The 25,816-nt window shown below is 62.7% G+C and carries 22 protein-coding genes; 11 read left to right on the top strand and 11 right to left on the bottom strand.

Features of this window, described 5'->3' with window-relative positions; translation table 11 throughout:
• Positions 1-56: 56 nt before the first annotated feature.
• Together serB and ACR9Y2_RS29585 are read left to right on the top strand one after the other, a co-directional pair.
• Positions 57-1,283 carry a phosphoserine phosphatase SerB gene (gene serB / locus ACR9Y2_RS29590; RefSeq protein WP_435045478.1) on the top strand — a complete coding sequence of 409 codons (1,227 nt, stop codon included), beginning with the start codon at positions 57-59 and terminating at the stop codon, positions 1,281-1,283.
• 200 nt (positions 1,284-1,483) lie between these two features.
• Entirely contained in the window at positions 1,484-3,481 is a 1,998-nt protein-coding gene (locus ACR9Y2_RS29585) for a hypothetical protein (protein ID WP_435045477.1), read from the top strand.
• Here the strand turns inward: ACR9Y2_RS29585 and ACR9Y2_RS29580 are convergent.
• Positions 3,478-4,125: a ribonuclease T2 family protein gene (locus tag ACR9Y2_RS29580; RefSeq protein ID WP_435045476.1), complete on the bottom strand. Its 648-nt coding sequence runs from the start codon at positions 4,123-4,125 to the stop codon at positions 3,478-3,480. The two genes, ACR9Y2_RS29585 and ACR9Y2_RS29580, sit on opposite strands and share 4 nt — an antisense overlap.
• Before the next feature lie 50 nt (positions 4,126-4,175).
• Here ACR9Y2_RS29580 and asnB point away from each other — a divergent pair, with 50 nt between their 5' ends.
• The 5 genes from asnB to ACR9Y2_RS29555 all read left to right on the top strand — a co-directional run bounded on the left by asnB (position 4,176) and on the right by ACR9Y2_RS29555 (position 12,310).
• The gene (asnB, locus tag ACR9Y2_RS29575; RefSeq protein WP_435045475.1) at positions 4,176-6,053 is read left to right on the top strand and encodes an asparagine synthase (glutamine-hydrolyzing); all 1,878 of its coding nucleotides are present in this window, start codon (positions 4,176-4,178) and stop codon (positions 6,051-6,053) included.
• Positions 6,029-7,807 (top strand): ArnT family glycosyltransferase, encoded by a 1,779-nt coding sequence (locus ACR9Y2_RS29570; RefSeq protein ID WP_435045474.1) that lies wholly within the window; start codon positions 6,029-6,031, stop codon positions 7,805-7,807. Before asnB ends, ACR9Y2_RS29570 begins: the two co-directional genes overlap by 25 nt.
• Positions 7,804-8,898: a glycosyltransferase family 4 protein gene (locus ACR9Y2_RS29565; RefSeq protein WP_435045473.1), complete on the top strand. Its 1,095-nt coding sequence runs from the start codon at positions 7,804-7,806 to the stop codon at positions 8,896-8,898. Before ACR9Y2_RS29570 ends, ACR9Y2_RS29565 begins: the two co-directional genes overlap by 4 nt.
• 71 nt (positions 8,899-8,969) lie before the next feature.
• Positions 8,970-9,521: a sigma-70 family RNA polymerase sigma factor gene (locus ACR9Y2_RS29560; protein WP_435045472.1), complete on the top strand. Its 552-nt coding sequence runs from the start codon at positions 8,970-8,972 to the stop codon at positions 9,519-9,521.
• Positions 9,518-12,310, top strand: a complete 2,793-nt coding sequence (locus tag ACR9Y2_RS29555; RefSeq protein WP_435045471.1) for a protein kinase domain-containing protein — start codon at positions 9,518-9,520, stop codon at positions 12,308-12,310. The genes ACR9Y2_RS29560 and ACR9Y2_RS29555 overlap by 4 nt, the downstream gene beginning before the upstream one ends.
• A 177-nt stretch (positions 12,311-12,487) precedes the next feature.
• On the opposite strand, the gene ACR9Y2_RS29550 is transcribed toward ACR9Y2_RS29555, so the two are convergent.
• A complete protein-coding gene (locus ACR9Y2_RS29550; RefSeq protein WP_435045470.1) occupies positions 12,488-15,220 on the bottom strand; it encodes an ADOP family duplicated permease in 2,733 nt (910 codons plus the stop codon).
• Between the two features lie 9 nt (positions 15,221-15,229).
• Complete coding sequence (locus ACR9Y2_RS29545; protein WP_435045469.1) at positions 15,230-15,568, bottom strand: PadR family transcriptional regulator; 339 nt, start codon at positions 15,566-15,568, stop codon at positions 15,230-15,232.
• Positions 15,569-15,782: 214 nt separating this feature from the next.
• On the opposite strand from ACR9Y2_RS29545, the gene ACR9Y2_RS29540 reads away from it, so the two are divergent.
• Together ACR9Y2_RS29540 and ACR9Y2_RS29535 are read left to right on the top strand one after the other, a co-directional pair.
• Entirely contained in the window at positions 15,783-16,076 is a 294-nt protein-coding gene (locus ACR9Y2_RS29540; RefSeq protein WP_435045468.1) for a BrnT family toxin, read from the top strand.
• Positions 16,073-16,348, top strand: coding sequence for a BrnA antitoxin family protein (locus tag ACR9Y2_RS29535; RefSeq protein ID WP_435045467.1), 276 nt, complete (start codon positions 16,073-16,075; stop codon positions 16,346-16,348). The genes ACR9Y2_RS29540 and ACR9Y2_RS29535 overlap by 4 nt, the downstream gene beginning before the upstream one ends.
• Here ACR9Y2_RS29535 and ACR9Y2_RS29530 read toward each other — a convergent pair.
• From ACR9Y2_RS29530 to ACR9Y2_RS29495, 8 genes are all read right to left on the bottom strand, one after another.
• Positions 16,237-17,154, bottom strand: coding sequence for a permease prefix domain 1-containing protein (locus ACR9Y2_RS29530; protein WP_435045466.1), 918 nt, complete (start codon positions 17,152-17,154; stop codon positions 16,237-16,239). The two genes, ACR9Y2_RS29535 and ACR9Y2_RS29530, sit on opposite strands and share 112 nt — an antisense overlap.
• A gap of 9 nt (positions 17,155-17,163) precedes the next feature.
• A complete protein-coding gene (locus ACR9Y2_RS29525; RefSeq protein ID WP_435045465.1) occupies positions 17,164-17,502 on the bottom strand; it encodes a PadR family transcriptional regulator in 339 nt (112 codons plus the stop codon).
• 114 nt (positions 17,503-17,616) lie between these two features.
• Positions 17,617-18,306: a hypothetical protein gene (locus ACR9Y2_RS29520; protein WP_435045464.1), complete on the bottom strand. Its 690-nt coding sequence runs from the start codon at positions 18,304-18,306 to the stop codon at positions 17,617-17,619.
• Between the two features lie 59 nt (positions 18,307-18,365).
• A complete protein-coding gene (locus ACR9Y2_RS29515) occupies positions 18,366-18,839 on the bottom strand; it encodes a hypothetical protein (RefSeq protein WP_435045463.1) in 474 nt (157 codons plus the stop codon).
• Positions 18,840-19,314: 475 nt separating this feature from the next.
• A complete protein-coding gene (locus ACR9Y2_RS29510; RefSeq protein ID WP_435045462.1) occupies positions 19,315-20,379 on the bottom strand; it encodes a sugar phosphate isomerase/epimerase family protein in 1,065 nt (354 codons plus the stop codon).
• A gap of 58 nt (positions 20,380-20,437) precedes the next feature.
• Positions 20,438-20,845: a type II secretion system protein gene (locus tag ACR9Y2_RS29505; RefSeq protein WP_435045461.1), complete on the bottom strand. Its 408-nt coding sequence runs from the start codon at positions 20,843-20,845 to the stop codon at positions 20,438-20,440.
• Positions 20,820-21,287: a type II secretion system protein gene (locus ACR9Y2_RS29500; protein ID WP_435045460.1), complete on the bottom strand. Its 468-nt coding sequence runs from the start codon at positions 21,285-21,287 to the stop codon at positions 20,820-20,822. The genes ACR9Y2_RS29505 and ACR9Y2_RS29500 overlap by 26 nt, the downstream gene beginning before the upstream one ends.
• 4 nt (positions 21,288-21,291) lie before the next feature.
• Entirely contained in the window at positions 21,292-23,718 is a 2,427-nt protein-coding gene (locus ACR9Y2_RS29495) for a cohesin domain-containing protein (RefSeq protein WP_435045459.1), read from the bottom strand.
• 141 nt (positions 23,719-23,859) lie between these two features.
• Between ACR9Y2_RS29495 and smpB the strand changes: the two genes are divergently transcribed.
• Both smpB and ACR9Y2_RS29485 read left to right on the top strand, forming a co-directional pair.
• Entirely contained in the window at positions 23,860-24,339 is a 480-nt protein-coding gene (smpB, locus tag ACR9Y2_RS29490) for an SsrA-binding protein SmpB (protein WP_435045458.1), read from the top strand.
• 7 nt (positions 24,340-24,346) lie between these two features.
• Positions 24,347-25,810 carry a leucyl aminopeptidase gene (locus ACR9Y2_RS29485; RefSeq protein WP_435045457.1) on the top strand — a complete coding sequence of 488 codons (1,464 nt, stop codon included), beginning with the start codon at positions 24,347-24,349 and terminating at the stop codon, positions 25,808-25,810.
• Positions 25,811-25,816: the final 6 nt, after the last annotated feature.

Here is a 25,816-nt window from a genome sequence, read left to right as displayed (position 1 = left end):
GTACTTGCGTGCGCGGCTCTGTTCGTTGGGCGGCGCGGCGCCTGTAAGCTAGAAGAATGAGTAATTCCGGCGCATCCAGCGCCCTGCTGATCCACATCACCGGCCACGACAAGCCGGGCCTGACCCATGCGCTGACCGAAATCCTGGCCTGGTACAACGTCCGCATCCTGGACATTGGGCAGGCGGTGATTCACGACGGGCTGGCGCTGGGGATCCTGGTGGAGTTGACACAGGAGATGCGGTCGTCGGCGCTGTTGACGGAGTTGCTGCTGATGGCCCACCAGTTGGGCGTCCAGATCAAGTTCTCCGCCTCTTCGGCCGAAGAATATGACGCCTGGGTGGCCGCGGCGAGCAAGCAACGGTTTATCGTCACAGTACTGGGTCCGACGATCGAAGCGAGCCACATCTCCAAGGTGAGCGGCATCCTTTCGGCGGGTGGTTTGAACATCGACCGGATCGACAGGCTTTCCTCCCGATCCCCACTGACGGCACCGGACGAGCCCGGCCGGTTCTGTGTGGAGTTCAGCACCAGCGGCGGCGCGGCTGTGCAGGAAGACGAAGTGAGGACGAAACTGGCGGCTCTGACAGACGACGCTGAGATCGACATCGCGTTCCAGCACGACTCGGTCTTCCGGCGGAACCGGCGGCTGGTGGCCTTCGACATGGATTCGACCCTGATCCAGGGCGAAGTGATTGATGAACTGGCGCGTGAGGCCGGGGTGGGTGAGCAGGTGCAGGCGATTACGGAATCGGCCATGCGCGGCGAGTTGGACTTCCAGGCGAGCTTCCGGCGCCGGGTGGCTTTGCTGAAGGGCCTGCCGGAGTCGGCGCTACAGAATGTAATCAACCGGATTCCCCTGACCGATGGCGCGGAACGCCTGGTCTCGACGCTCAAGAAGCTGGGGTACAAGACGGCGATCCTCTCCGGCGGCTTCACGTTCTTCGGGCGGGTGCTGCAGCAGAAGCTGGGCATCGACTACCTGCATGCGAATACGCTCGCCATTCGGGATGGTGTGGTGACCGGTGAAGTGGTGGACGACGTCGTGGACGGCGCCCGTAAAGCGCAGCTGCTGCAGGAGTTGGCCAAACAGGAAGGGCTGAGCCTGGAACAGGTGATCGCGGTGGGTGACGGAGCGAACGACCTGCCCATGTTGCGGCTGGCGGGGCTCGGCATCGCCTTCCGGGCGAAGCCCGTAGTGAGAGCCAATGCGAAGCAGGCCCTGAACAGCCTGGGGTTGGACGGCATCCTGTATCTGGTGGGTGTGCGCGACCGCGAAGTGTAACGGTGAGAATTCATCAAACTGTCACATGGCTGGCCTATTCTGACTGCGAATGGGCCTGCCACTTCTCCTCTTCATGCTGCTGGGTGCGGTTGTCATTGCTTTGATGATCGTCAACGGACGCAAAGGCCGGCGCTGGGCCGGACGCTAACAAACTCCATCCAAGACGGGCAGTTACGGTACCCTGGCAAGGGAGTTCGCCGATGTTGCGCCATCTTGCCCTGAGTTCGTTCCTGCTGGGATCCCTCTTATCCGGACAGACTACGCCGCGCTGGAGCCTGGCTCCGGATGGGGGCATCGCGTGGGCCGTCAAGCCGGGCGAGGTACACCAGGACCAGATTGAAATGAGTGGGCGGCAGGTGTCGATGATCGTCACCTATGGCGTCCGGAAGGACGGCACTCCCTACGCCGGGCAGCAGTTGGTGTTCCCTTCCCTGCGGACTGTCCCAAACGACACGCACGCCAGTCTTTCCTATACCTTCGCGGCGGAGGCAGCACCCAGGTATTTCGTGGATGGGCGGCCCGTGCGGGGCGAAGTGACGACGCGCATGCACCATCTGGGACTGCTTACGATCGAGAGCGTGATCGGGCGCCAGAAAGAGGTCACGCTGACCCGGACGATTTTCCCCTCGACGCGGCGTCCGGCGGCCTTCCAGGCGTATTCATTCAAGAACAACTCAAGCAAGCCGCTGACGGTGGAACTGGAAGAGACGCGGCAGGTAGTGACGACGGCCGCGGCGCGCGGAGTAGACGGTTCCTTTCTCATTTCGGCGCAGACCCTGGACGCCGGAGTGCGGACTTTGGAACCGGGCGGCAGCACGACGTTCAGCGTCGTCCTTGCAGCACGGCGCGCGACGGAGCCGGAGCCGAAGTTCGACGTGCCCGCGGAAGAGGGGCAGCGGCGGGCCCTGGTGACGGGATTCCTGTCGAAGCTGCAGCTGGAAACTCCGGATCCTGTACTGAATACGGCCTTTGCCTTCGCCAAGATCCGGACCACCGAGAGCATCTATGACACGGTGGGCGGGCTGATGCACGGTCCGGGCGGCGGAGCGTATTACGCGGCAGTGTGGGCCAACGACCAGGCGGAGTATGCGAATCCATTCTTCCCGTTCCTGGGGGATGTGGCGGGGAACGAATCCGCGTTGAATGCCTACCGTCACTTCGCTCGATACATGAATCCGGAGTACAAGCCGATTCCGAGCTCGATCATCGCAGGCGGGTTGTCGTTCTGGAACGGTGCGGGCGACCGCGGCGACATGGCGATGATTGCCTACGGAGCTTCGCGGTTCGCTTTGGCTAATGGGGATGAGAAGGTCGCACGCGAACTGTGGCCGTTGATCGAGTGGTGCCTGGAATACTGCAAACGCAAAGTGACGGCGCAGGGGGTGGTGGCTTCGGATAGCGACGAACTGGAGGGACGGTTCCCGGCCGGGAAGGCGAATCTGTCGACCTCTTCGTTGTATTACGATGCGTTGATCTCGGCGGCGATGCTCGGGCGGCAGTTGGGGCAGCCGGCTGGTCAACTGGGCGCGTATGCCGATCGCGCCAAGGCGGTGCGGGCGGCGATCGAGAGTTACTTCGGTGCGGAGGTATCCGGCTTCCACACCTACCGCTACTACGACGGCAATACGGTACTGCGGTCCTGGATCTGCATCCCGCTGACGATGGGGATCATGGACCGGGCTCAGGGGACCATTGACGCGCTGTTCTCGCCCACTCTCTGGACTGTGAACGGGTTGGCGACACAGGCGGGCGACAAGACCTTCTGGGACCGCTCGACCCTGTATGCGCTGCGCGGCGTTCTGGCGGCGGGGGCCACGGAAAAGGCGATGGAATTCCTGACGTACTACTCGAAACTGCGGCTGTTGGGCGATCACGTACCCTATCCGGTGGAGGCGTGGCCGGAGGGCAACCAGCGTCACCTGGCGGCGGAGAGCGCGTTGTACTGCCGCATCTTCACGGAAGGGCTCTTCGGGATCCGGCCCAGCGGGCTGCACTCGTTTGCGGTGACTCCGCGGCTGCCGGCCGGGTGGCCCGGCATGAAGCTAAAGGGTATCCAGGCGTTCGGACAGGCGTTTGACCTGGCGGTGACGAGAGCGGGGACTCAGTTGAAAGTGGTGGTAACCAGCGCGGCGCAAGCGCCCATCGAGAGAACGATCAGCGCCGGCGCCACCACGGAGATCCATCTGGCGGCCCGCTAGCGGACCGGCGGCACGCGCACACTGCTAGCCTTGCATTCACGCTGTCCTGTGCAGGGGATGGGCTTCAGATTCTTGTCGAGGCAGACCCGCACTTCGCTGAGAAAGTTCGCGCTGCAGGAGATGGCGATCATGCCGGCGGTCAGGCCCGGATTCGCCTGCAGGAACTCCTTCTTCACCTCGCCCGGGCTGATGGTGAAGTACTCCTTCGGCGACTGGAACTTAGCGGGCACCTTGATGCTCTGCAGGGCCTTGCGAGCGGTTTTGAAGTAGTTGTCCGCGTTCATGCCGCTGCACGTGCCGTGGCGGGTCCACTCGTGGTTGATGAGGGACAGGGACGGCATGATGTCGAGCATGGTCTTGGGGTCCGAAAGACCCTTGTCGGTGGTGCAGAACTGCGGCCAACCGCTGCCGTTCTTCGGTTTTGTATACTGCGGCCACAACCCGTGCAGAATGAAGGAGAAGCTGCGGTCCAAGCCGCATTGCGGATCGTTGGGCCCGGTGTTGCGGCCCTGGCAATAGGCGGGCGACCAGGACATGGTCAACAGATAGTAATCAAACTGGCCAGGTTCTCCGATTTTCTTGTCGCGTTCGGCCCCCGACAGCACCGAAACGGCCAACAAACCCAGACACAGCAGATGTTTCATATGTCGCAAGAATACCTCTGATCGAGCCGTATTCGCTATCCTGGGAGTTTGTGTGTGGAATCGCAGGTTTTACCAAGCTGGATCATCCCGTCGAACGCGGTCGAATCGACAGGATTGTGCAGACCATTCATCACCGGGGCCCGGATCACCAGGGGACGCATGAGTCCGACCTGATTGCGCTGGGCAACGCCCGACTTTCCATCATCGATCTGTCGTCGCAGGGCAACCAGCCGATCTACGCGCAGAATGGCGATCTGGTCATCGTGTACAACGGCGAGGTATACAACCACGCCGAGGTGCGCCGGGAACTGGAAGAACTGGGTCATTCCTTCGAAACGCACTGCGACACCGAGGTGGTGCTGAAGGCGTTCATCCAATGGGACACGCAGGGCTTCAAGAAGCTGCGCGGCATGTTCGCCATCGCCATCTGGAGCGAATCGAAGCGGCGCCTGGTGCTGGCCCGCGACCGCATGGGCATCAAGCCACTGTACCTGTATCATCGCGGGCGGGATCTGTACTTCGGCTCCGAGTTGAAGACGATTCTCGAACATCCGGAGATTCCGCGGAAGCTGGACCGCAACGGGCTCAGTTACTACCTGTCGCTGAACTATGTACCGGCTCCGTACACGCTGATTGAAGGATTGGAAAAGCTGCTGCCGGGCGAGGTTCTGGAGTGGCAGAACGGCTACATCCAGCGCGCCCCGTACTGGTCGATTCAGTTCAAGCCGGACTCCTCCATCACTTTGGAGGACGGCAAAGAGGAACTGGACCGCCTGCTGCGGCTGTCCATCAAAGAACACCTGATCTCGGACGTGCCGCTGGGCGTCTGGGCGAGCGGCGGCCTGGACTCTTCGGCTGTGCTGCACTATGCGGCGCAGGAGGTCCCGAAGCTGAATACGTTCTCGGTTTCCTTCAAGGGCCAGGGGCACGACGAGAGTGAGTACTTCCGCCAGGTGGCGACGCAGTATGGGACGAACCACAACGAGTTCGACCTGAATCCGGAGAAGGAACTGGTCGACGCGATCGGGCAGATGAGCTACTACTCCGACGAGCCGTCGGCGGACGCGGGTGCGCTGCCGGTGTGGTTCCTGTCGGAGATGACGCGCAAGCACGTCACGGTCGCGCTCAGCGGCGAGGGGGCCGATGAACTATTTGGCGGGTATCTGACTTATGTCGCCGACGGCTATGCGGCGCAGGCACAGAAGTATCCGCGCTGGATGCGCCGGCTGGGTTTGGGCGTGGCGCGCATGTTGCCGGTGTCCGACGAGAAGATCGGGTTCGAGTATAAGGCCAAGCGGTTTCTGGAGGGCTCGTTGTTGAAGCCCGCCGAGGCGCACCTGTTCTGGAACGGCAGTTTCAACGAAGAGACGAAACGGACGCTCTACCAGGCGGGGCGGTATCCGAATCCTGGCGAGCTGATCAATACGCTGCCGACCGAGGCGTTCTCCAGCGGCGAGTTGAACAAGTTCCTGTGGCTGGACCAACGCTACTACCTGGCGGACGACATTCTGTATAAGTGCGACCGCATGTCGATGGCGCATTCGTTGGAAGTGCGGCCGCCGTTCCTGGATCATCGCATCGTGGAATTCGCGGGCCGGCTGCCGGAGTCACTCAAAATCCAGGGCGGCTCGCTGAAGCATGTGCTGCGGGAGTTGATGCGGGACAAGCTGCCGCCGGCCGTGTTGACGCGCAAGAAGGAAGGGTTCGATATTCCGGCGCATCGCTGGTTCCGCGGCGTGCTGCGCCCGTTGATGGAAGAGACGCTGTCGAAGGCAAATGTCGACGCGACGGGGCTGTTCCGCAGCGAAGCGATTGAGAAGGTGAAGCGCGACCATGTGAACCGGCGCGCCAACCTGGGTTACCAGTTGTGGGGTTTGCTGACGTTGTTCCTATGGATGAAAAGATGGAAAGTCGAAACCGCTACCTAATCGCCTTGGTGTTGCTGGTGGCGGCGGCCATCTACATTCCGACCCTGCTGGCCCCGCCGCACCTGATGGACGACGTGGACGCCGTGCAGGCGCAGATCGCGCGCAACATGCTGGATTCGGGCGATTGGGTCTCGGCGCGGTTGGACGGCGTGCTGTATCTGGAGAAGTCGCCGCTGAAGTACTGGATGATGGCGTGTTCCTACGCGATCTTCGGCGTGCACGACTGGGCGGCGCGCCTGCCCGTCGTGTTGTCGATTCTGGCGCTGGCGGCGCTGATCTTCTGCATGGGCCGCTGGGCATTCTCGGAACTGGCCGGGTTCTACGCAGCACTGGCGTTCTCCACCTGCATCGGGCTGTTCCTGTTCACGCGGATCCTGATCCCCGACATCATCCTCACCGGGACGATTGCGTTGGCGCTGTGGGGCCTGCTGCGGGCTCTCGATGAAAAGGAAGAGCACCCGCGCCTGTGGGCGGCCATCATGGCCGTGGCCATGGGTGTGGGCCTGTTGCTGAAGGGCTTGATCGCGCTCGTCTTCCCGGTGGCGGCGGGCGTGTGCTACCTGCTGTTCTCCGGCCTGTTCTTTCAGTGGAAGACCTGGCAGCGGCTGCGGCCGTTCTCGGGCACGCTGCTGATTCTGCTGGTGGCCGCGCCGTGGCATATCCTGGCTACACTGGCGAATCCGCCGTACTTCGACTTCTCGATGACCTCGGGGCCGGGCAACTACCGCGGCTTCTTCTGGTTCTACTTCTTCAACGAACACATCCTGCGGTTCCTGAACCGCCGCTGGCCGCGCGACTACAATACGGTGCCGCGCTACCTGTTCTGGCTGTTCCACCTGCTATGGTTCTTCCCGTGGTCCATCTACCTGCCGAGGCTGGTGAAGTTCAACTACCGCGGCGCGGGCCGGGCGGAGCGCATGCGGCTGCTGTGCCTGTGCTGGATCGGCTTCATCCTGATCTTCTTTACGTTCTCTACGACGCAGGAGTACTACTCGATGCCGACGTACCCGGCGTTCGCCCTGCTGATCGGCTGCGCCATGGCGGAGCGGAGCAACTATGCGCGCCATGCCACCAAGGTGCTGGCTGTGGTGTCGGGCCTGGCCTTCGCCGCCATCGTCTTCATCCTGGTGAATGTCTGGAACCTGCCAACGCCGGGCGACATTTCGCAGGCGCTGACACAGAATCCGGACATGTACACGCTGTCGCTGGGACACATGGGCGACCTGACTCTGAAATCGTTCGCCTACCTGAAGCTGCCTCTGGTGCTGGCGGGACTGGCTTTTCTATGCGGCACGATCGTGACGCTGCGCTACCGCGAACGGATGACGCATTACGGCCTGGCGCTGATGATGGTGCTGTTCCTGAATGCGGCGCGCGTGGCGATGAAGACTTTTGATCCTTACCTGAGTTCGCAGCCGATCGCGGCGCGCCTGACCAGTGCCCCGCCCGGGCTCGTCATTTTCGGTGATCAGTATTACAATTTCAGCTCGGTCTTCTTTTACGCCAATTTAAAACAAGCCCTGCTGCTGAACGGCCGCTACAATAACCTGGAGTACGGTTCCTATGCGCCCGGAGCACCGAACGTCTTTGTCGATGACGCGCAGCTACGTGCCTACTGGCACGCTCCGCAGCGCGCCTACCTGATCCTGGAAGGCCCGAAACTGCCTGCTATTGAATCGCTGCTCGGCAAGCAAGACCTCCATCTCGTTCTGGAAAGCGGAGGCAAGTACCTGTTTGTGAACCAGCAACCATGAAGGTGATGATCGACGCCACTGCGCTGCTGTTGCGTAGCGCGGGTGTGAAAAGCGTGCTGTACCACTGGATTCTCGCCATGCGGGAACTGGCCGGGGGCAAGTCGATCCGCGTCTATCCACCCATGCCTGAGATTGGCGGGCTGGACCATCAGCAGAGCGTCACGTCACAGTGGGCCACCATTCGCGGCATCTCCATGGCGGTGCTGAATCAGCGGCTGGGGGTGCCCTTTCCGGCCCTGGCGGCGCGCGGCATGGACGTGTTCCATTGCTCCAACCAGGTGCGGACTCCGCCGCGCGGCATGAAGCTGACGGCCACCATCCACGACCTCACTTGCTGGAAGATGCCGGAGTTGCACACGGCGGCGAACGTCACCGCGGACAAGCGGTATGCTGAGCGGGTATTGTGCCGCGCCGACGGGCTAATCGCGGTGAGCGAGCATACGCGGAAAGACGCCATCGAGATCCTGGGCATCCATCCCGAGAAGATCGTTGCGATTCCCAACGGCATCAGCGAAAGCTACTTCGATGTCACCGGTCCTCCGGTGCGCTCCAAGCCCTATGTTCTCACCGTCGGCACCATCGAGCCGCGCAAGAACATCGACGGCCTGCTGGACGCCTGGTCGATGATGCGCGAGGACCTGCGGCATGCGTACGACCTGTTAATTGTCGGCCCAGCTGGCTGGGCATCGGAGAAGACGGTGGCCCGGCTGCAGTCGGTACCGGAGGGCATTCGGTGGCTGGGCTACGTCGCCGAAGACGATTTGCCGAAGCTGACGCACGGCGCGTCGCTGCTGGCTTACCCGTCGCTCTATGAGGGCTTCGGCCTGCCTCTGGCACAAGCAATGGCGGCAGGTGTCCCCTGCGTCACCTCGAATGTCAGTTCCATGCCGGAAGTCACTGGGGAGGCGGCGCGGCTGGTGGATCCGCGCAGTCCGGCCGAGATCCGCGACGCCATTACGGCTCTGCTGGAGAATCCGGAAGAGCGGCTGAGGCGCGGCCAGGCAGGCCGTCAACGCGCGCTGGAGCGTTATCGCTGGTCGCGTATTGCCGCCCGCAGCCTGGATTTTTTCCAGGACGTAATTACCGGCTGAGACCGAAATCAGAACGCCAAATCTTACCCCTTCCTGCGGAATCGTTGCTTTTCAGCTAAACTCTTCTGAAAATGGCGGATGTGACGCGATTGCTGCGGGAGTGGAAAGACGGACGCGAAGGGGCTGCGGAAGAGCTGGCTCCACTGGTCTACCAGGAGCTGCGCCGTCTGGCTGGTGCGTACATGCGCCGTGAGCGTCCGGAACACACGCTGCAGCCAACCGCCCTGGTGCACGAAGCGTACATGAAGATGGTGAAGGAGTCGACACCCGACTATGAGTGCCGGGCCCATTTCACCGCGGTCGCGGCCCAGCACATGCGGCAGGTCCTGGTCGACCATGCACGGAAACACCGGGCGGGCAAGCGCGGGGGCGGCGTTCAGCCCGTGGCCCTGGAGGATGCAACCATCTTCCAACCGCAGCGCTCGGGCGACCTGCTGGCCCTCGACGAGGCGTTGTCCGAAATGGCCACCGTGGACCCGCGCAAGGCGCGCGTCGTGGAACTCTATTTCTTCGGTGGTATGACTCGCGAGGAGATTGCCTCTGTGGTGGGCATCCATGTGAACACCGTGGCGCGCGACCTGCGCATGGCGCAAGCCTGGCTGAAGGCGAGACTCATGCAATGACGCCCAATCGCTGGCAGCGATTGGAGGCTCTGTTCGAGGCGGCGCTGGAACTGGAACCGGACCGGCGCCCGGCCTTCCTGCAGCGCGAGTGCGCGGGTGACCTGGAGATGCTGGGCGAAGTGCAGCGCATGCTCGCGGCCGACTCCGATGACGGTCACGACCTGCGCCGCGTGGTGGATGCTGAAGCCTTGCGAGCCGTGGCCGAAGCGGAAGAAGAGCCCGCGGACGGACGCCGCATCGGGCCCTGGCTGATTACGGGTGTACTGGGCCGCGGAGGCATGGGTTCCGTCTTCCGGGCCATGCGCGCCGATGACCAATACAGGAAGCAGGTGGCGATCAAGGTCCTGCGGCACGGCCTGGAGAGTGACTTCGCGCTGGCCCGCATCCGCTATGAACGCCAGATCCTCAGCAATCTCGAACATCCGAATATCGCGCGCATGATCGACGGCGGGGAGTCGGGCGGACTACCCTACATCGTGCTGGAGTTCGTGGAAGGCGAAACGCTCACCACGTATTGCGAGAAGCGCGGGCAGACCGTGCCGCAGCGGCTGGAGCTCTTCCAACAGGTGTGCGAGGCCGTTGAATACGCCCATCAGCACCTGGTGGTGCACCGCGACCTGAAGCCCTCCAACATCCTGGTGACCCCCGAAGGCCGCGTGAAGCTGCTCGACTTCGGCATCGCCAAGCTGGAGGATCCCGACTGGCGCCCCGAAGCAGCGGCCGAGACCGCGACCGGCATGCGCATGATGACACCCGAGTATGCCAGCCCGGAGCAGGTGCGCGGCGAGCCGGTGTCGGCGGCCACAGACGTCTATTCGCTGGGCGCGGTGCTGTTCGAGCTGCTGACAGGCGCCAAGGCGCAGAGCATCACCACCACCGATCCGCTGGCGGTGGCCCGCATCGTGTGCCAGCGCGAGGTGCCGCGGCCCAGCACCGCCGCCCTCCCCGCGCATCGCAGGGCCCTGCAGGGCGATTTGGACAACATCATCCTCAAGGCGATGCAGAAGGAGCCCGCCCGCCGCTTTGCCTCGGTAGAACAATTCTCGGCCGACATCCGCCGCCACCTGGCCGGACTGCCCGTGCGGGCCCGCCCCGACACACCGGCCTACCGCCTCTCGAAGTTCCTCCGCCGCAATGCATGGGGCGTCGCGGCCGGTTTGGCCGTCACTTTGAGCCTGGCCGGGGGCACGGCAGCCAGCCTGCACCAGGCGCGGCGGGCCGAGCGGCGTTTCGAACAGGTTCGCAGCTTGGCCAATTCGTTCCTGTTCGAATTTCATGACAAGATTGCGAATCTGCCCGGCTCCACCGAGGCACGCCAGCTCGTCGTGGCTAAAGCGCTCACTTACCTCAGCAGCCTGGCCGCGGAATCCGGCGGCGACCGGTCGCTGCGGCTGGAACTGGCCTCGGCTTATCTGAAGGTCGGCGACGTCCAGGGCGATCCATCCGCCTCAAACCTGGGGCAGCGCGAGGCCGCCATGGTGAGCTACGGGCGCGCCCTGGAGATCGCCCGCGAACTGGTGCGTGAGCGGCGGGACACGGAAGCGCTGCGCGCGCTTGCCTGGGCTCATGTCAAAACCGGTTCCGGCCGGCGGTCCGATAACCTGCCGGAGGCGATCTCGTTACTCCGTGCGGCGGTGCAGTACTCGGAAGAGCTCCGCAACATAGCAGGGAAGCCTGACGACGAACTGATGCTGGAGAGCCACCGTGTGCTCGGCGATGCCTACACCCAGCAACTCGACTGGCAGGCGGCACGCACCGAATTTCGCGCCAGCCTGGAGAGTGCGGAACGCCTGGCGGCCTTGAATCGCGCCGGCGAATGGAACGACCGGGCGGAAGAGGCGGTGGTCCGCTGCCAGCAGCGGGTGTCCAAGGCGGAAGCCATGCGCGGCGACCTGGAAGGTGCCATGAAGGGCTTCCGGCGTGCCGTCGAACTGGGTCGAGAGATGCTGCAGAAGCATCCCAACCGCGCCTCCATCCAGCGCAACCTCATCATCAATTACATGGAGTGCGGCCGGTTCCTTGGCAATCCGCGCGTACCGAACCTGGGCCGTCCCGAGGAGGCGATGGTCTACTACGAGCAGGCCGGGCAGTTTGCCCGCTCGATGCGCGCGTACGACCCTAAGGACGAATTCGCCCTGCGGTCCGAGATCGCCTACCTGCTTTCCACCGGCGACACGCTGGGGCCCATCGATCCGGTCCGTTCCCTCGCCCGCCTGCGCCAGGCCCTGGCCGCGAATGCGGGGTCGAGGGACAAACTCTCGCAGCAATCCTTCGACCTGCAGATTGGAATGTCGATGGTGCTCGCCTTCGAGCGCCTGGGCCAATACCGGGCAGCGCTGGAGATGCAGGACCAGGTGAGCGCGAAACGGCTCGCCGCCGAAGCGACGGCGAAATCTCACGAAGACTTCGAGGAGAACAAAGTAGAAGACGCGCTGCGGCGCGCCCACGTGCTTTACTCCGCCCGGCAATTCGAAGCGGCCTGCCGGATGGCAGAGGGCCAGGTGCAGCAGGCCGCGGCCTTTGGCACACGCTTCTCCAACGACCTCAGCCTGGTTTGGATGCACGCGGACGCTGTCCTGCTGCTGGCACGCTGCCAGTATCAGCTCGCGAAGCTCGCGGGCGGCAGTCCCACCCGGAGCGCGGCCTTGCGCGCCTCGGCCCAGGCCGCCGCCAGGCAGTGCCGTGCGATTTGGGACACCTGGCTCAGCCGGCACCCGGGCAATGTCTTCGTGGATCGCAACCGGCAGTTGGCGGTCGCCTTTGAGCAGGAGCTGGCCTCGCCGCAGTGACGATCGAACGAGGACCCGAAATATTTCGCTTGCCCGTGGTAGATTTCACCCCTGTTTGACGCCTTACCATTTGAGAGGCGATTACAACAGGGTCTGCCCTCATTGGCGGTAACGCAATACACACCTGCTCGGAGGAGCGGCTCCAGCCAGTCTTTGGCTGGAGCTCAGCGGTGTGTTTCACTCACAGCGCAGCGCCACCACCGGATCCACTCGCGAAGCCCGGCGCGCCGGCCAATATCCGGCGAATAAGGCCGTGGCGATCAACGCCAGGGCCGAACCGGCGAGTGTCAGCGGATCGTCCGGCGAGAGTCCGTATAACAGCCTCGCGGCCAGGCGCATCGACGCTATCGTCAAGCCCAACCCGAGCACGGCGCCCACCACCGCCATACCCAGCGTCTCGCGCATCACCAGCCACAGCACGTGCCCGCGCGTCGCCCCGAGAGCCGACCGCAAGCCAAGTTCCGACGTCCGGCGCGAAACCGCGTAAGCCATCACTCCATAGAGACCCAGGCACGCCAGCAGCAGCGCAATGCCCGCGAAGACGGCCGTCAGGCGAGCGACGAACGCTTCCTTGCTCAAGGCGCTCTCAAACTGCCGCGACAACGCTGTCACGCTGCGCACCGGCAGCGCGGGCGCGGCCCGGTTCACCACGGTGCGGATGGTAGAGGCCATGGCCTCAGGATCACCGGCCGTACGGATGTCCAGGCTGCGCACATACTCGTCCGGGTTCTGGCTCAAGGGGAACCAGGCCATGGGCGAAACCGCCTCGCGGAGGTCGTTCATCCGTACATCCCGGACGACGCCGACGATGGTGTACGGAGCCGAAGCGGCGCCCTCCTGGAAGTGGCGGCCCAGGGCCGCGCTGCCGCCAAAGTACTTCTTGGCCATGGCCTCGTTGATCACGGCCACCAGCGGCGCCTTCGCCGTATCGGTAGCCGTGAAGCCTCGTCCCTGTACGAACTGGATCCCGTAGGCGGCAAACAGGCCGGGCGTCCCCAGGTTCACCTGCATGACACGCGATTCTCCCGGCGCCGCGGGTAGACCTGGAATGTAGAACCCGCTGGCGCGGGCCGCACCGCTCAACGGGCTGTAGAGCGACAGGGACGCGGTGCGAACACCGGGTACGGCCTCCACCTGGCGCAGCAGTTCCTGGTAGAGGGCGGGCAGGCGATCAGTGGGAACGCCGGCGGTCCTCGGATCGATGCGCACCGCCAGAACGTGCTCGCGCTGGAAGCCGGGGTCGACGGTGGAGAGGTTTCTCAGGGTCAGGGCAAACAGCGTGGCGCCCACCAGCAGCACCAGGCAGATCGCCACCTGCCCCACCACCAGAAATTTGCCGAGCGTCCAGCGCCGGCCGTGGGCGCCGCCTTCATGGCCCGCGGTGCGTGAGCCCGATTTCAGATCCGTCCCGAGGTCTGCCCGCGTCGACCGCAGCGCTGGCGCGAGTCCAAATAGCAGGCCCGACCCCAGGCACAGCACCGCCGTGAAAGCCAGCACGTGCCAGTTCAACGGCACCTGCAACCCCGGCCCTATCGACGACTGTCCACTGCCAGCCATGCGCACCAGCACGTCCTTCAGCCAGACGCCGGCGACGAACCCGGCCACGCCGCCGATCAGGGAGAGCAGTGCGCTTTCCGTCAGCATCTGCCGAATCAGGCGCCCCCGGCCCGCGCCGATGGACAACCGAACGGCGAACTCGCGGCGGCGGCTCGACGCACGCGCCAACAGCAGGTTGGCAATGTTCGCGCACGCAATCAGCAGCACCAGGCCGACAGTAATCATCAGGACGCTCAACGGAGCGCTGACGGCCTCCCGCATATCCGAGAGCCCCTTGCCCGCCGGTTCAGCAATCACGCGCTGCTTGCGCATCTGCTCCCGCCACGCCGGATCGCTGTCCAGCCCGCCCAGCAATTCGTTGTCCGCATGCAACGCCGCGGAACAGCTGTCGAGCACCGGCTGGATCGATGTCCCGCCCGGCACGCGCACAAACACCATCAGCCAACTGATGCCTCGCTGCGGCGGCCATGGCTTATTTGTGTCAGCGTCGTTCATGTTCGCGTTCTGGGCATAGTGCAACTCCTGCTGCATCTGCAGCGGAACCCAGACCTCGGCGTTGTCGCCCGGATGCGGACCCAGGAAGCCCTGCTGCGCCACGCCCACAATCGTCAACGCCGCCCCGTTGATGGTGACGCCTCGACCCACGACACTGGCATCGCCCGAGAAACGCCGCAGCCAGTAGCCGTGGCTGACCACGGCCACAGGATGCCCTCCCAGGCGTCGGCTGTCTTCCGGCCCGAACACCCGCCCCGCGGCCGGCTTCACCCCAAACAGTTGGAAATACTCGCCCGACACCAGTTGGCCGCGCACCGATTCGGCAGCCGCACCCGTCGCCGCAAGGTTCAGCGTCGTCATGGGCGTCATCGCCGCGGCGCTCGTGCCCGCGGGCATGCGGGCCCGCATCTTCTCGTATAGCGGCCAGGAGAAGCGGAAGTCCGGCTCCTTGTCGCCATCACGAGCCAGTGCCGACAGTTCCCGCGGAGCCTGCACGCCCGGCAGCAGCCGCAGCATCAAAAAGTCGAGAACACTGAAGACCGCGGTGTTCGCACCGATGCCCAGCGCCAGGGAAGCCACCGCCACGACTGCGAAACCGGGGCTCTTCCGCAGCGCCCGCGAGGCATAGCGCAGGTCGGCTCCCAGATCTTCCACCCAGCGTGTCCCGCGGGCGTCGCGGCAGTCTTCCTTCACTTGCTCCATGCCGCCGAACTGGAGTCGCGCGACGCGCAACGCCTCGTCCCGCGCGGCACCTTTCGCGCACAAGTCGCTCACCATCTCGTCAAAGTGAAAGCGCAGCTCTTTGTCCAGGTGCCGCTCCACTTCGCGATGCCGCAACAGACGGTTGATCCAGGTCATCGTGCGCCTCTACTCCACGGTCCGCAGAATGAGGCCCACTGCCTCGCTCATCCGTTCCCAATGCGCGGTCTCCGCGTCGAGCTGGTGGCGGCCCTGTGGGGTGAGGGTGTAAAACTTCGACTCGCGGCCGCTGTCGGACGCCCGCCAGTCCGACGCCAGCAGCCCCTTGTTCTCCAAGCGGTGCAGGGCCGGATACAGCGACCCCTGCTGCACCTGCAACGCTTCCCGCGAGATCTGCTGGATGCGTTGGGCGATGCCATAGCCATGGATGGGGCCGAACTGGACAATCTTGAGAATGAGCATGTCCAGCGTGCCCTGGAGAAGGTCGGATTTGCGTGGTTCCTGCATGATGCCTCGACGGTCTACCTATACAGTAGCGACTGATAGGTAGACCGTCAAGGTATCAGGTAACGACTGTGATTGATGTAACGGGAGCGGGAGACGCACGAGAATCAGCGAGAGAGTAAGTGCGCCAGCCATCCAGAGTGATGCGACTCAACCGCGCGCCGGGGCAGTACCGCTAGACTCGCTCAGTACACGGGTTGAATTGTGTACAATTTGTATGCACAATGAAGTCGTGAGCTTTGAGTGGGATGAAGCCAGTAAGGCCGGAATTAACTTCCGCAAACACGGCGTTCGGATGCCTGAAGCGATTCCCGTGTTTGAGGATGCCTTTGCGCTCACGGTCAAGGATGAGGAATCTGATCCCGGTGAACAACGGTTTGTCACACTGGGCCTGGGCGCGTTAGGGCGTTTGCTCGTGGTGGTCTACACGTGGCGCGGAGAAAACATTCGAATAATATCCGTGCGGGTGGCGGAAGCTCACGAGCGCGAGGAGTACGAGGCAGGTTTATGAAAGATCAGTACCATTTCAGCAAGGGGACCCGCGGCAGGGTTCTCCCGCCAGAGCCAGAGCCAGAGCCCGAGAGCAAGGCTCGCATCACCATTCGAGTCGACCAGGACATCCTCGACTGTTTCCTGAAAATGGCGGAGGAGTCCGGCGGCACCACAGGCTATCAAACCCTGATCAACGCGGCCTTGCGCGAATACATCGAAGGCAAAGCTCCACGATTCGAAGAGACCCTCCGGCGCATCATCAGGGAAGAGCTGAAGTCGAGTGCCGCTTGAGGCCCCGGCCCCTTGGTGGCCCGGATCCAGTGCTGGAATAGCGTCGATAGCCCAGCGCCGGCCCTCGCCGCTCCGTTGATGGTGACGCCCCGGCCGACAACACTCGCGTCGCCGGAGAAGCGCCGCAGCCAGTAGCCGTGGCTGATCACGGCCACGGGATGACCGCCCAGGCGCCTGCTGTCTTCCGGCCCGAGTACCCGTCCCGCGGCCGGCTTCACCCCAAACAGTTGGAAATACTCGCCCGACACCAGTTGGCCGCGCACCGATTCGGCAGCCGCACCCGTCGCCGAAAGGTTCAACGTCGTTATGGGCGTCATTGCCGCGGCGCTTGTGCCCGCGGGCATGCGGGCCCGCATCTTCTCGCAAAGCGGCCAGGAGAAGCGGAAGTCCGGCTCCTTGTCGCCATCGCGAGCCAGTGCCGACAGTTCCCGCGGAGCCTGCACGCCCGGCAGCAGCCGCAGCATCGAGAAGTCGAGAACGCTGAAGACCGCGGTGTTCGCGCCGATGCCGAGAGCCAGCGAAGCTACGGCCACGACTGCGAAACCGGGACTCTTCCGCAGCGCCCGCGTGGCGTAGGGCAGGTCGGCGCCCAGATCTTCCACCCAGCGTGTCCCGCGGGCGTCGCGGCACTCTTCCTTGACTTGTTCTAGGCCGCCGAACTGCAGCCGTGCCACGCGCAGCGCCTCGTCTTGCGTGGCGCCCTTGGCGCACAGTTCGCTCACCATCTCGTCAAAGTGGAAGCGGAGTTCCTTGTCCAGGTGCTGCTCCACTTCGCGATGCCGCAACAGGCGGTTGATCCAGGTCATCGTACGCCTCTACTCTACAGTCCGCAGAATGAGGCCCACCGCCTCGCTCATCCGTTCCCAATGCGCGGTCTCCGCCTCCAGCTGATGGCGCTCCTGCGAAGTGAGTGTGTAGAACTTGGCCTCGCGCCTGCTATCGGATGCCCGCCAGTCGGAGGCGAGCAGCCCCTTGTTCTCCAGCCGGTGCAGGGCCGGGTAAAGGGAGCCCTGCTGCACCTGCAGCGCTTCCTTCGAGATCTGCTGGATGCGTTGGGCGATGCCATAGCCATGGATGGGACCGAACTGGACGATCTTGAGAATGAGCATGTCCAGGGTGCCCTGGAGAAGGTCGGATTTGCGTGGTTCCTGCATGATGCCTTGACGGTCTACCTATACAGTAGCGGCTGATAGGTAGACCGCCAAGGTGTATTTAGGATGGTGTAGTTGGGATGCTACCGATCCACAGTCGAATACATCCCAGGGTGGCTACTGCACAGTGAGCTGTGTGCTCTTCGGCCCGCTCTTGTCGCCGCAAACACCAGCGGCGGTGATTGCCGCACTGCCCTGGATGCTCCCCCCGGTTTCGTTTTCAGCAGCGGTTTCCACTTTGAAAATGAACGTGGCAAGGCGGTCTGTAAACGGCTTGCTGAGGTGGTTTGGATCGACGGGCAGCATCTTGAGATTTGTGGTGAGCGGGTAGATGTTGGCGTCAATATCCACACTGGCGGCTCCGCACGTGCTGGATCTGGCGACAACGGCCTTAAACTCGCTCTTCCCGTTCTTTTGGGCCACCACACTGGGAGTAAAGGTCACACTATCGATCCATACAAAGGCGGTGATAACTGTTGCCGTCCCCGACTGTCCGTCAGAGAAACTGACTCCGACAGCGGGGCAGAACTCCCGCGCGACGTTGAGAACCGAGTAGGTACCCGACTCGCCCGCGAGATCAAGATAGGCGTATACAGTTACACTTCCGAGGTTACTGCCGGTGCTGGTGATCGTTCTTCCGCTTGGGCTGGTTATAGTCACCGTGGCGTAGGCGGTGTGGGAATTGGCCATTTCGTAGTCGGAGTCCGTGACACCGATTCCGATGACATTCGGCCAACTCTCTGCAATGTCTGAATAGGCAGTGCCCGCCTTGAGTATCTGCCCGTTCAAACAGACCAGGATGAGCACAAGCCATGTGGGACTACACGAGTGGTTTTTTTGCCGCATTTGAAGTCTCCCTTTATCTGTCACTGAGTAATTCGGACGCCACGCTTCACACGCGAATTGATGTGCGTACGAAACTTGTCCGCCGCCTCTGGGGACAAACGCTGCAAAAGGATGGCCACTACGTCCCGCAGGATGGAATCTCGCTGAGCACGAAGCGCTTCGGTCTTGCTTGACGCCGTCGGGTAAGCATTGAGAATTGGGCTCTCCATCGAGCGGATCCGAGCCATTGCCTCGTTCGCGGCGTTAATGACGATGTTCGCATCGACACTGGAGAAGCCAGCCGAACTGAGAAAGACCGCCCTCACGTCGCGCCCCGGCGCTCCTGGCCCGTCCGCCACGCTCCTAAACAGCATCAGCCATGCGGTCTCGTCTGGGATCTTCTCCGGATTCTTTACACCGTCGATTATTACGCGATCTGCTGCAATGACACATGACGGCGCCAAACACAGCAGCAGAACGCAACTCGCGCTTCGAAAGAATGCAGATGTATTCATGTTTCAGCCTCAAACAGTCCAAGCCAACTCAGCTTTGAACCTAACGCCTGTCTACGCTCCCAAAGCGCCAGTTGGATCACAAGGCTCTTCTCCCTAATCCCACCTGGCCGCGAGACGCAAAGTCGGCATCACAGCTACATGATTTATATCACTGGTTAACTGCCAGCTAACATGTTTTTTTGCATTTAATGTGAATTATTCGCGCGCAGTGTTGCGATGGATTCGACGATTCAATCAATATCAAATCGCACGCATTACCGAGGCGCTGATTGAACTCCCGATCGCTGGCGCCCACGCCAGGGCACGATCTGGCAACGCGGCCCTACGGGAATACATTGAAGGGAAAGCACCACGCTTCGAAGACACGTTGCGGCGCATCATTCGTGAAAAGTTGAAGTCGAGTGCCGCTTGAGCCATTGGGCCTTTCGTGGCCAGCATCGCCGTCGCGGCCGCCGCGCTGAAATCCACGGGCTCCTCAGATCATGTTCTTCTTCGCATACTCCAGGCTCTTCTCCAGATCCAGCATCTGCTGCACCTTGAGCGCCTCCTGGAATGCCGGCACCTTCGGCCCCGGAGCATCCTCAATTACCATCGGCGTCATCAGCGGATGGCCCTGCTTCACCAGCGACACAAACCGCGCAAACTCCGAGGCGCGTGATTTCGGGAATCCCTTCCAGAACGACTCCTCCAGGTAGGGCACGATGCGCGGCGGGCGGCCGGTGATTACCTCTAAATGCAGCGATGATTCCGGGCATAATTGCTTCTGCATGGCGCCGATCTTCTTCATGTCCACGCAGCCTTCGCCGCACACCGTCCAATGGGCAGCGCAGCCGCGCGGATGCTCGAACAGCGCCGTATCGCGAATGTGCGTGGTCATCGTCAGCGGACCCAGCACCTCCATCGTGACCTCGGGGTGCTCGGCGCACCAGATGGGATTGCCGGTATCCAGGCAGGCCGCGACATAGTCCTTGCCGGACTCCTCGATGACGGTCTTTGCCTCCCACGCCTGCATGTCGCCCGAATGGTTCTCCAGCGCGATCTTCACACCCGTATCCAGGGCCACGCTCCGCGCGCCTTTGAACACTTTGATCGTGCTCTCCATGTGGTACTCGATGCCCTTGCCGTCGTAGCGGTCCACCGTATCGCCCAGGTAGCAGCGCAGGCTGCGCGCACCCACCAGGTGGGCAATCTTCAGCGCCTTGGTGAGATTCTCCACCGGATCCCCAAACGACGGCTTCCACGCCTTCGCCGTGGGGCAGATGCAGCCCGTGCCGGCATCGATGGCAATGTCCAGTTCCTTGCCCTTGGCCTTCACTTTGGCCAGGTGCGCGGGGTCGAGCGACTCAAAGTCATCCAGGGATGAGATCTGGATGGCATTGCAGCCATGCTTCGCCGCAAAGTCGAGGTGCTGCAGCGATTTCATGCCCCAGGCCCGCATCGAGTAGGTGTCGAAGCCGAGACGCAGCTTGGGGTTCTGGGCGCGCAAACCGGCTACGGTCGAGGCGAAGGAGGAAAGGAAGAAAGCACGGCGGGATAGCATGGGTACCGCCTCATCTTATCAAGGGGGGCACCCATCGGCCGGCCATGATGCCGGACCGTCACCACTCGTTGTAGGGATTGCCCTCGAGCGACTTCTTATCCGACTTCGACCGTACGTCGAAGATGCCCGGTTCGGTCTGGTTGACGCTGGTCACGGCGTCTTCCTGGATCGTCGTCCAGTCGGACTCACCTGTCATCGGATCGGACGGAATTTGCCGCAGGTAGCCTTCCTGGACCAGATCCTGCAACGATTGCGGAGCCTTCGCCTTGTCATAGGTGAACTCGTCGATCACCGTGCGCAAGGTGAAGAGGTTCTGCCGCAGGACACTTTCCTTGGCGCGAATGACCGACTTCTGGTACATCGGCACGGCGACCGCCACCATGATTGCGATGATCGCCATCACGATCATCAGCTCAATCAGGGTGAAGCCGCGGGATCTCTTACCACTCGGAGTACATCGTGCCATCGGGCGCCTTCTCCATTGATTTCGTGTACACGTCGAACACATTCTGCCCGCCCCAGCCCGACGACTTCGGATCGTCCTGCGTCGAACGCATGCCCCAATCCGTCGACTTCGTGAACGGATCGCGCGGCATCCTGCGCAGGAACCGGATCTTCTTGCCGTTGGCGTCGTTGGCCATCTTCACGCCTTCTACCAGTTGGTCCAGCGTCTCCGGATAACAATCCGTGCCCATCTTCTGGGCGATCTTGTTCCCGTCGCAGGCGTCCTTGTACTTGTCGATGGCCTTGCGGAGTTCCACCAGCGCGTACCGCAGTTCCCGTTCCTTCTCGCGCCGCACCCGAAACCGGGCCAGCGGCAGCGCCATGGACGTGAGCAGCGCCATGATCGTGAACGCCACGATCAGTTCAATCAGGGTCAGCCCGCGTTGATTCCGCCTCCTGCGCATTGCTCTATTTCACTGTGATCGACGTCACCGGCGCGGTCACCGGAATGCTCTGCAGGCGCGCATCGCGCATCGTCAAATCGGCCAGGGTGATCTGCGACGTGCCCGCGGCCACGGCCGTAAACTTCAGATTCACCAGCGTACCCGAGCCGGAGATTCCTCCGGCGCCGGGCAGGCGGTTCATATTGACGATCGCCATACCCTGTGCGTCCACCTTCGATTCGGAGAATGTCACCTGCTGCCCATCGCCGCCCATGAAGTCGCCCTTGGTCACTTCCACCAGCTTCAATACCTTATTGTCGTAGGTCACGCGCATCGGCGCCGTGAACAGATCGGTCACGTTGTCCACCTGCAGGGTGACCGAGAACGACTCCGCCGGGCTCACCTGCGAAGCGGAGGGCCGCAGCAACAGAGTAGGCGTGCCCGGTCCGGCGGTCGGCCGCCCCAGGCCCGGATTGTCCGGACTCACTCCGGGGTTCGTCTGCACGGCCGGAACCGGTTGATTGTTCACCTGCGACCGGGGCGTCTCCGCGCCCGGCACCACCGGGGTCGGGACATTCACCCGTGAACCAGGCGCCATCGGCAATCCGGCCGGTCCAGCCGGCGGCTTCGGAGCAGCAGCAGGGGCCAGCGGCTTCACATCTTTCCTGGGGGCGTAGCCCAGCTTGTAGATCGACTCAGTACCGGTGGCGATCGCACGCACGTTCTCTGCAGTGACTTCCGGTCCGCGCACAATGTGCGGCACCAGCGCGACCAGCAGGTCGGAATTGATGTTCTCAATGCTATCGGTGGAGAAGAACCGTCCGAAGAACGGCAGGCTCATGAGCCCGGGCAGGCCGCTGCGGACCTTCGTCTGCGTCGCCTGCATCAGCCCGCCAATCAAGGTCACTTCCCCTTCCCTCACGCGGATGATGTGGCTCACTTTGCGCTGGCCGATGACCGGCTGCGAGAGGCCGCCGACGTCCACCTTGTCGCGAATGTTCGAAATCTCGAACTCCACCTGCATCGACACTTCATCATTGGAGTGGATGCGAGGAGTGAGGTCCAGATTCACGCCCACTTCGGCGAACTGAAACTGGGTGGAGACCAGCGGGCTGACGCCCACCGCCCCCGCGCCGGATTGAAACGAACCCGTGGCGTAGGGATAGCGGTCGCCCAGGCGCAGGGTAGCCTTCTGGCCATCCGTGGCTCGCACCTGGGGTGTCGTGATTACCTTTGACGAACTGTCCTTCGCCAGTGCCTCGATAAACGCACCGGGCACGGTCGCCGACCAGTCGCCCAGGCCCAGGCTGCTCAGCCCCTTCAGGCTGACCGACCCGGAGCTGGAACCGCCGGGCGTCGGCGTGATCGTCGAAGAAAACCCGTTCTTGCCGCCGGAAACCAACGACATGCCGATGTCCCGCGTCCTGTCCTTATTTGCTTCCATGACAATGACGTCCACCACGACTTCCGGCTTCGCCTTGTCCAAGTCCAGCAGGACCTTCTCTGCCAGGGCGACTTGATCCGCCGTGCCGCGCACCACAATTGCCGATTGTGAATTCACCGGGAAGACCTTGCGAACATCGGTGACCGTACGCATGCCGGTCATTACTTCCTGCAGTTCCTGCGGCGACGTCAGGTTCTGCAGGTAGAAGATGCGCGTCACCTGCTCTTCATAATCGCGGCGCTTCGTGACATTGTCCTGGGTGACGAAGATCGTGTTGCCGGAAAGCGGCTTCACAAAGGTCTTGGTCAGCAGGGCCAGATAGTCGAGGGCCTCGTCCAGCGTAGTGTTGGACAGGTCCACCGAAAACTTCTTCTGCTGATCCTGGAACTCGGAGTCAAACAGGACGTTGATGCCCGCGACCTTGCCCAGGGTCTCATACAACACCTTCGTGCCCTGATTCGACATCTTGAGCCCCAGCAGTTCCTGCGAAATCGGCTTCAGCTCAGGCACGGGCAGAATGCGGCTGGCCCGCTGCTCGGCATCCTTGCGGGCCGTTTCGGCGGGCGTCATGCCGGGGTCATTGGCGGGCGCGGCGGCGGAGTTGGGATCTTCTTTCTTCGCCTTTTCGCGCTCAATCATCATATTGGTGCGGCGCAGTTCCTGCTCGGCGATGGTCGAGGCGGTGTCGATGGCGAAGGCACGTTGAAATTCCGCCAGCGCCTCTTCCAGCTTGCCTGCCTTGCGCAACTTCTGGCCGGCATCGACGTGCGCCTGTCCGGCGGCGAACCGCACCCTCCGCAGCGCCAGGATGTAGCCCGTATCCCGCGGATCGGCCGACACAGCTTTTTCGTAAAAGTCGAGCGCCTTGTCGTAGTCTCGGGCAGTTTCAGCCGCCCTGCCCTGCTCCAGAAGGTTGTCGCCCTTCTTGTTGCTGGCGGTTGCCAGCGGCACGCTGATAGCCAGGAAAACCAGCCCGCAGGCGGCCGCGAGGACCGCTAAACGATTCATCTTCCGCATGTTAGACCTAAAGTTGCTCCATCGGCCACCTCGCCGCGCCATGCTAAACTCAAGGAAAAGGCGCTACGCGTTCCTGGCACTTCTTCTCAACTGATTGACGTTTCAGACCGCTCACGCGTGGAGGCGAATCTAATGCCCGCGGACAAAACAGGCTTCAAACTCGTCTCTGAGAACCGTAAGGCTTACCACGACTTCTTCGTTCTGGAGAAACTCGAGGCAGGTTTGGTGCTCACGGGGACCGAGATCAAATCGGCGCGCGAGGGCAAGGTCCAGCTCCGCGACAGCTACGCCGACATCGTTGGAGGCGAGGCATGGATCCTCAATGCCCACTTCAGCCCATACTCGCACGGCAACATCTGGAACCACGACCCTACGAAGAAGCGTAAGTTGTTGCTGCACAAGCAGGAAATCCTGAAATTGTTCGCCAAGGTCAGGGAAAAGGGGCTAGCCATCATCCCGCTCAAGCTCTACCTCAAGGATGGTCTGCTGAAATGCGAGCTCGGCGTCTGTAAGGGTAAGAAACTGCACGACAAACGCGAGGCCGAACAGACTCGCGACCAGGAAATGGAAGCTAAAAAGGCCATGAACCTGAAGAATTCGAGGAGCTACTAGTCCAGCCATGGAATTGATACTCAGCCGCACCCCTGCCGCCGCCATCGAGGCCGATGCGCTTCTGGTGATCAGCTTTACCGACGAGCGGGCCGGCAACGACCTCACGGAAGGTCTTGTCTCGGAACTCTATGATCGCGGCGAGTTTACCGGCAAAGCCCTGGAAACCGCCATCGTCCACCGGCCCGGTCCCCTGCGCGCCGCGCGGCTCGTCCTGCTGGGCGGCGGCGATAAGGCGAAGTTCGGCCCCAACGATATGCGCAAGTTGGGCGGCCTGGCCGTTCGCACCCTCAAACCCAAGGGCTTCAAGAACATCGCCATCGCGCTCAGCGGTGAACTCCTCAGCGTGAAGATGGTGGAAGCACTCGTCGAAGGCGCCATCCTGGGCGACTTCGAGCCCGACCAGCTGAAGACCGACAAGAAGAACGCCGACAAGAAGATCGAGCAGTTCCGCATCTCCGTGCCCGACGAAACCGTCGAGCTGGTCAATGCGCTGCGCAGCGGCCGGGCCATCGGCGAAGCCCAGAACTTCGCCCGCACACTGGTCAACCAGCCCGGTAACCTGCTCACTCCGTTGAAGTTGGCGGCCGAAGCGAAGACCATGGCAGAGGAGTTCGGGCTCGGCTGCGAGATTCTCGATGAGGCCCAGATGCGCCAACTCGGCATGGGCGCCCTGCTGGGTGTCTCCATGGGCTCCGCTGAACCGCCGGCGTTTGTCATCCTCCGCTATACCCCGCCCTCTCCGCCGACGACCGAAGACCACCTCGCCATTGTCGGCAAAGGCGTGACCTTCGATACCGGCGGCATCTCCATCAAACCCTCCGACGGAATGGAGAAGATGAAGTACGACATGGGCGGAGCTGCGGCCGTCTTCGGCGCCATGCGGGCCATCGCCCAGTTGAAGCCCGCTATCCCGGTCACCGCCATCGCGCCCTGCGTCGAGAACATGCCGGGCTCCAAAGCCCAGCGCCCGGGCGACATTGTCACCACCTACCAGGGGAAGACTGTGGAAGTACTCAATACGGACGCGGAGGGCCGCCTCATCCTGGCCGACGCGCTCACTTACGCCGCCCGCCACGGCTGCACCCACCTGGTGAACGCCGCCACCCTCACCGGAGCCATTGCCGTCGCCCTCGGCCATCTTTACTCCGGCGTCTTCTCGAATAACGAGGAACTGCAGGCTAAGGTCTTGAGTGCAAGCAAGCTGGAAGGCGAGCGCATGTGGCCTTTCCCCATGGACGAAGACTACAAGGAGTACCTCAAGTCCGCCTTCGCCGACATCGGCAACATCGGCGGACGCTGGGGCGGCTCCATCACCGCGGCTAAGTTCCTGGAAGAGTTCGTCGAGAACAAGCCGTGGGTCCACCTGGACATCGCGGGCGTCGCCTGGCTCGACGACGGCAAACCGTTCCTCGCCAAAGGCCCCACCGGGACCCCGGTGCGTACATTCGTGCGACTCGCTCTCAATTGGTAGGCATCT

Source organism: Paludibaculum fermentans (assembly GCF_051172195.1).
Taxonomy (GTDB): Bacteria; Acidobacteriota; Terriglobia; order Bryobacterales; family Bryobacteraceae; genus Paludibaculum; species Paludibaculum fermentans_A.
The sequence above is the reverse complement of the archived record's forward strand: the minus strand, read 5'-3'. Positions and strand labels throughout refer to the sequence as shown.